This is a genomic window from Neorhizobium populisoli (assembly GCF_019430945.1).
In the GTDB taxonomy this organism is placed as follows: Bacteria; Pseudomonadota; Alphaproteobacteria; order Rhizobiales; family Rhizobiaceae; genus Neorhizobium; species Neorhizobium populisoli.
Map to the genome: position 1 here is coordinate 1 of NZ_JAHYCB010000024.1, position 5,920 is coordinate 5,920.

Here is a 5,920-nt window from a genome sequence, read left to right on the forward strand (position 1 = left end):
TACGAGGATATCGTCGATCATTGCTGCTACGCTTGGCGAACACTGCAGGACCGACCGTGGAAGATAATGTCGATCGGAAGGCGCAACTGGGCACAAGGGTTCTGATCAATGACGGTTGGTATAAGGCTCGTTCTTGGCATTGTTTTTTCGCGCGATCCCTGACGCGACGCTGCGTTTGATCGACTGCGCTATTTCGGTCTTGCTGATCCCGAGTAGCGCCATGCTCGGCTGAAGCCAAGCAAGGTTATCGAACTCGGATTTGGGGAGTCGCGGCCGAGGGCGACGAACGTTCACACGGACGGCAGCGATGATCCGGAGGGGAGGCAGCGAAACAGACGCGTGGAGATCATTGTGCGTCGATAGCGATCGCAGCCATCCTACGTGCAAAGGGCGCGTGGTCTGGCTCCTATCCCGCACACCCTGGGACGGCCGGCGCCATCATCATCGGCAAGGCAAAGCTGCGTGAGGTGACGGCCGGCAATCACAAAAATCCCCGGCAAATGTCTGTTTTCAAACGCACTCGTTCTCAATGAACGAAGGCTGCATCAGCCAGGCCTGCGGTTCGAGCCTCTTCATGGCGTTCGGCTTATCAGGCAGTTAGTGCCAATCGCCGCCGTAGTGCTCTTCAAACATAGTTTGGTGTCCCCAATCCGGATAGTCGCCGGACCAGTTCGGTCTGCGATCGGGCGCCGGACTTGATGAACACGTTCTTGAGGTGGCTACGGACGGTTTCTTTCGAAACACCGAGACCCGATGCTGCCTCCTCCAGGGATCTTCCAGCAACAAGTTGCTTCGCCAGCGCAGCCTCAGACGGAGTCAGGTCATACAAGCCTTTGAGCACGGCATCGTTCAGCGCTACCTTTCGATCCTGCTGGGAAACGACAAGCAAAGCTTGGCTTCCTGTGAATATCTCCCTGGATCGGCCGCGGAACGGGATGACATGCGCCACACAAGCTGGTTCCGCATCTCGGCCAGGAACCGCGATGGAGCGAACGGAGGAGCCGGAATCAGTTGTGACTTCACTCATGGCCTGAATGAGCTGCGCATTTGCGGATCTATCCGCTAGGTTCATCCGCCCCAGCGCTCCCGCCTTGAACTGGCTCTTGAGAGCCTCCAGCCCGATATTGATCGCAATCACTTTGCGATCTGCGCCTAATACCGCTGCGGGAGTTGCGACTGCGTCCAGCGCCTCGACTGCAATCTGCGCGTTGTTGGAGAGCGTATAACTGGTTAGCATGATGGCGCGTGCAATATGAGGTCGAACGATATCAAGCATGGCGAGCGCTTGAGGATCGGCAGGCCCGGCTTCGAAGCGACGCTCCAGCGCGAGCACGATCCGATTAGCGCCAGGCGTCTCGATGATCGTTGCCGCGCCGAAGCCGAAACCGCGCGGAAACAGGAATTCCTGGTAAAGCGGCATCGAATTTATTTCCGTTTCGGTAAAAAGGTCCTGATCCCGAAAGAAGCCATTGGGTGCTGCGGCAAGAAGCCGTCCAAGCCGTTCATCGCGAGCAGCCCATCCTCCGCTCAGAAACTCCATCACCGCCGGCTTGACGTTGTCCGACATTATCCATTCATGATGAACATGATCGGTCGCAAAAAACCAGCCACCCCAAAAGTCGAAATGCTCGGCGACGGACAGAATGACAGTTGGCCATTTCTCCGGGATTACGGCGGCTTCGTAAATCTGCGCTAGAAGCGAGGACAGCTCGGTCGACATCATACCTCATTGGCCCATTGTCTGACCCAATGAAAGCACGTCTAGCCGCGCGGCAGCAAGAGCGTTCCGAAAGCGTGCGATCGTGCTGCTGCTGCCGGACGGTTGAACAGGATAGATACAGAGCCTGCCGATGTTAGTTTCCGTAAGGGAAGCGATCGCCCTTCGCATTGATCAAGGTGTATCTGCTTCCATCGGTAACTATGCGATCGCATCGTTTGAAGCCAGTCGAAAAGGTCACGCAAGTTCTGCCGGAGGATTCGTATATTTCCCCTTGTCGCCACCAGCGTAGCTATAGCTTCCGTCTTTGCCATAGCTCATCCGCCCGTTCACTATCTTGCCAACGGCGATCTTTTCGATTTCGGCTTCGGTCGCCGGCCTCTCGGCCGCTGCGTAAACGCTTGTCGCAACCAGCAAACCCGAAAGAAGTAGAACTGTTCTTTTCATATAACGCCCCTGTGTGCCCAGGATTGATCCTCACCCGAGTGGGTGACCAGAGGTGGCTCGGGAAATTTCGACAGCGGGGATAAGTGGAATTTCAGCCTGACGTCGGCTTAGATGCCGGGAACAGGAGAGACCATTACGAGACGACCGCGCCGGAACCATATCCCGGCTTTTAAGGCAAAGGTGGCGTTCGCGGCCGTCCGAGGTGAGCAGACGCTGGTGGAATTATCCCAGCAGTTCGATGTACACGCCAGCCAGATCAAACAGTGGAAAGATCAGCTGCTTGAGGGGGCGACGGGCGCTTTCGGCGATGAAGCCAAGGCGGAACCGGCGGCTCCGACGGTGGATGTCAAAACACGCACGCCAAGATCGGCGAACTGACACTGGAGAATGATTTTTAATCCGGTGCGCTCGGCAAGGCGGGGTTGCTGGGCGGAAAGAAATGATCGACCGCCGGCATAAGCAAAGCCCAGCCGCCACGAACGTGATCGAACGGAAGTCCAAAGGAAAAGCCGTCGCGTATCAGATCAGGTTCTCGACGGGGATAATGACATCCGGACGCACGGACCGGCATTGGGTAACCTGCATGACGCGGCCCATAGATTGCTTCTCTGATGCCTAAGGAGCGCCAATCTCGCTATTCGCTTCGTTCGGTTCTACCGTCTTGATTGTCAATCGGCTCGGAATGTTGACCCCTTGGGGGTGCGGATAAAGAGTTGGACCGCTTCATAAGTTCAGACCCAGGCTCTGACGATACTCAACCGGGCTGAGCGATTCCAGCGATATCTTGATACGCTTCTCATTGTACCATCCAATATATGCATCCACCTCGGCGACGAACGGTTCGATCGTCATGGCGTTCCAGTCTCGTGGATAGAAGAGTTCGGTTTTCAGCCGACCCAAGAACCCTTCGCACGCGGCGTTGTCTTGCGAGCAACCCTTTTGGGACATCTAGCGAAGCAATTTCGCTTCGCTAATCCGTGTGAGCGAGCCGACGTTCACGGTGTGAAGCTGTAGCGCATATTCCCCAGCTACGGAATGGGGTTCGTCGCGCATGCTGTAGCGCTGCTCTTCTCTCCAGTCCCCCTAAATCCTGGTCATTTGCTAATTCGGTCATGCAAGAACGTCAAAATGCGCGGCCGTCAGCAACAACCCTTTATCAATCTGCGCGAATTGAATAGCGGCACCTTTGCCATTTCCATCGGCGTCATACCAGAGCTTGCCGGATGCCTTGTCGTAGATCACGCGATCGCTTGTATCGTGCGCCTTGGTGCCAATGTAGAGTGCATCGGGCTTGAGGTCGCCGACCTTTCCGACGTTTGTGAAGACATCATCGCTGAGCCAAATCGAGTCATCCTTGGCACTAAAATCGTTGATCGTGTCGATGTTGGCCGAACCGAGCTTGGTATTGAAGACAAAGCTGTCCCTACCCGCGCCTCCAACCAAGAAGTCCTTGCCGAGACCACCTTTGAGAACGTCGTTGCCACTACCGCCATACAGCTTGTCGTCTCCGTCAAGCGCGTCAATCGTGTCGGCTCCGATACCTCCCGTGATTGTCTCGGATTTATTGGAGCCCTTTATGGTTTCGGCGACGTCGACAACGCTTATCGCGAAAACTTTGGTGACTTTGTTTGTCCCGTCTGAGATTTCGATCTGGACGGTGTCTTTTTGGATTTTCTCATAATCAATCGTCTTCGCAGTCAGGAGCTTGTTGCCGTCCAGTTTGAAAAGGCCCGCAGCACCATCAAGGAGCTTGTAGGTCAGCTTGCCGCCTTCTGGATCAACAGCCGCGAATGTCCCGACCGTGGTGCCAACCTTCTGGTTTTCAGCAACGGCTGATGCCGACAAGGTAAGGGAGGAAGGGGCCTCATTGACGTTCGTGACACCAATAGTGAAGGTTTGTTTGGTCGCGTTGGTACCGTCAGAAACTGCAACCGTTACGGTATCCGTCTTGAGGGTCTCGTAGTCCAGCGGTTTCGTAGTCACCAGCTTGTTGCCGGAGAGCTTGAAGATTCCGCCGGCAGTGTCTGTCAGACTGTAAGTGAGCGCCTTGCCCTCCGGATCGGTCGCCGAGAAAGCGCCGACCACGGTGCCAGCGACTGCGTTTTCAGTAACCTTGGCATTCGACAACGTCACGGATATCGGTGCCTCGTTTATGTCGAGAACCCCGATTGTGAAGACCTTGGTTGTCGTATTGGCCCCATCGGAGACCGCGACCGAAACCGTATCGGACTTCAGTGCCTCGTAGTCGAGTGCCTTCGTTGTGACGAGCTTGTTGCCGGAGAGCTTGAAAATGCCGCCAGCAGTATCCGTAAGAGTATAGGAAAGCGTCTTGCCTTCCGGATCGGTTGCAGAGAAGGTGCCGACCGTCGTTCCAGCGGCAGCGTTCTCGGCGACACTGGCGTTCGACAGTGCGACGGTCGCCGGGGCTTCATTGAGATCGGTGATCCCGACGGTAAAAGTCTTCGTCGTTGTATTGACCCCGTCGGAGACCGCGACCGAAACCGTGTCGGACTTCAGTGCCTCGTAGTCGAGTGCCTTCGTTGTGACGAGCTTGTTGCCGGAGAGCTTGAAGATGCCGCCAGCAGTATCCGTAAGAGTATAGGAAAGCGTCTTGCCTTCCGGATCGGTTGCCGAGAAGATGCCGACCGTCGTTCCAGCGGCGGCATTCTCAGCGACACTGGCGTTCGACAGTGCGACGGTCGCCGGGGCTTCATTGAGATCCGTAATCCCGATGGTAAAAGTCGTCGTTGTTGTGTTAACCCCGTCGAAAACTGCGACGGTGACGGTATCGGACTTCAGCGTTTCGTAGTCGAGCGCCTTTGTAGTGACCAGCTTGTTTCCCGAAAGCTTGAAGATGCCGCCTGCGGAATCTGTCAGCGAATAGGTGAGCGCCATGCCTTCCGGGTCGGTTGCCGAGAAGGTGCCGACAATGGTGCCACCAAGTGCGTTTTCGACGACATATGGGTTCGACAGCGAGACGGAGACTGGCGCCAAGTCTTGCACGAGATCGCCGATTGCAAACGATCCATTAGCAAAACGCAGGATCTCCACGCCCGATACAGTGTCGGTCCCCTCCTTACCGTTCCCGGAACGCTGGTCGACCACCTTGTAGGTGCCGTCACTCAACGACGACACGACATAGGACGACCTGTCGCCGGCATAGATTGCGACATCGGTGCCCTGGCCACCAATCAGCGTGTCGGCACCAGTGCCACCGGCCAATTCATCGGCTCCGTTACCACCATTCAGCTTGTCGTTGCCTGCCCCGCCATTCAATTTGTTCGCAGCGCCGTTGCCGGTGATCTCGTTGTTCAGTCCGTTGCCGGTACCGTTGACGTTGGAGAAGCCCCCCAAGATAATGTTTTCAACGTTCGAACCTAACGTGTAACTGAGATTTGTCCGGACGGTATCGATTCCCTGATTGTCGTATTCAACAACCGTGTCCCCGGCGACATCGACGTAGTAGGTGTCGTCGCCGTTCCCGCCAAACATCTGATCGGCGAGAGAGCCCCCGTCGAGCACATCGTCACCCTCTTCGCCATAGAGCGTGTCGGTGCCGTCATTGCCGTTCAGGATGTCGTCGTTGCTGCCGCCGCTGAGAAAGTCGTCGTCCGCTCCGCCGTTCAGCGTATCGCGGCCTTCATTGCCGTAGAGGTAATCGTTGCCCGCACCGCCGTTGAGGGTGTTGATCGAGCCGACGTCGTCGGTGTCCCAGTAAGCCGCATGGAGCGTATCAGCATCATTGCCGCCGTTCAG

At 56.2% G+C, this 5,920-nt stretch carries 3 protein-coding genes and 2 pseudogenes; 1 reads left to right on the forward strand and 4 read right to left on the reverse strand.

All coding sequences use genetic code 11. From position 1 onward, the window contains the following. Positions 1-625: 625 nt before the first annotated feature. Together KX729_RS31830 and KX729_RS31835 are read right to left on the reverse strand one after the other, a co-directional pair. On the reverse strand, positions 626-1,720 hold the full coding sequence (locus KX729_RS31830; protein WP_219746467.1) for a helix-turn-helix transcriptional regulator: 1,095 nt from the start codon (positions 1,718-1,720) through the stop codon (positions 626-628). Between the two features lie 234 nt (positions 1,721-1,954). Continuing rightward, on the reverse strand, positions 1,955-2,164 hold the full coding sequence (locus tag KX729_RS31835; RefSeq protein ID WP_219746468.1) for a hypothetical protein: 210 nt from the start codon (positions 2,162-2,164) through the stop codon (positions 1,955-1,957). A gap of 111 nt (positions 2,165-2,275) precedes the next feature. Here KX729_RS31835 and KX729_RS31840 point away from each other — a divergent pair. Then, positions 2,276-2,630: pseudogene (locus tag KX729_RS31840) on the forward strand (IS3 family transposase); the annotation flags it as partial. A 257-nt stretch (positions 2,631-2,887) separates the two neighbouring features. On the opposite strand, the pseudogene KX729_RS31845 reads toward KX729_RS31840, so the two are convergent. Both KX729_RS31845 and KX729_RS34330 read right to left on the reverse strand, forming a co-directional pair. After that, a pseudogene (locus tag KX729_RS31845) lies at positions 2,888-3,154 on the reverse strand (IS3 family transposase); the annotation flags it as partial. 120 nt (positions 3,155-3,274) lie between these two features. After that, on the reverse strand, positions 3,275-5,920 hold a 2,646-nt coding region (locus KX729_RS34330; RefSeq protein WP_281423291.1), incomplete at its 5' end, for a cadherin domain-containing protein.

Coding starts and splice junctions, on each gene's coding strand:
- KX729_RS31835 (WP_219746468.1), bottom strand. CDS start 2,164: ATGAAAAGAACAGTTCTACTTCTTTCGGGTTTGCTGGTTGCGACAAGC.
- KX729_RS31830 (WP_219746467.1), bottom strand. CDS start 1,720: ATGTCGACCGAGCTGTCCTCGCTTCTAGCGCAGATTTACGAAGCCGCC.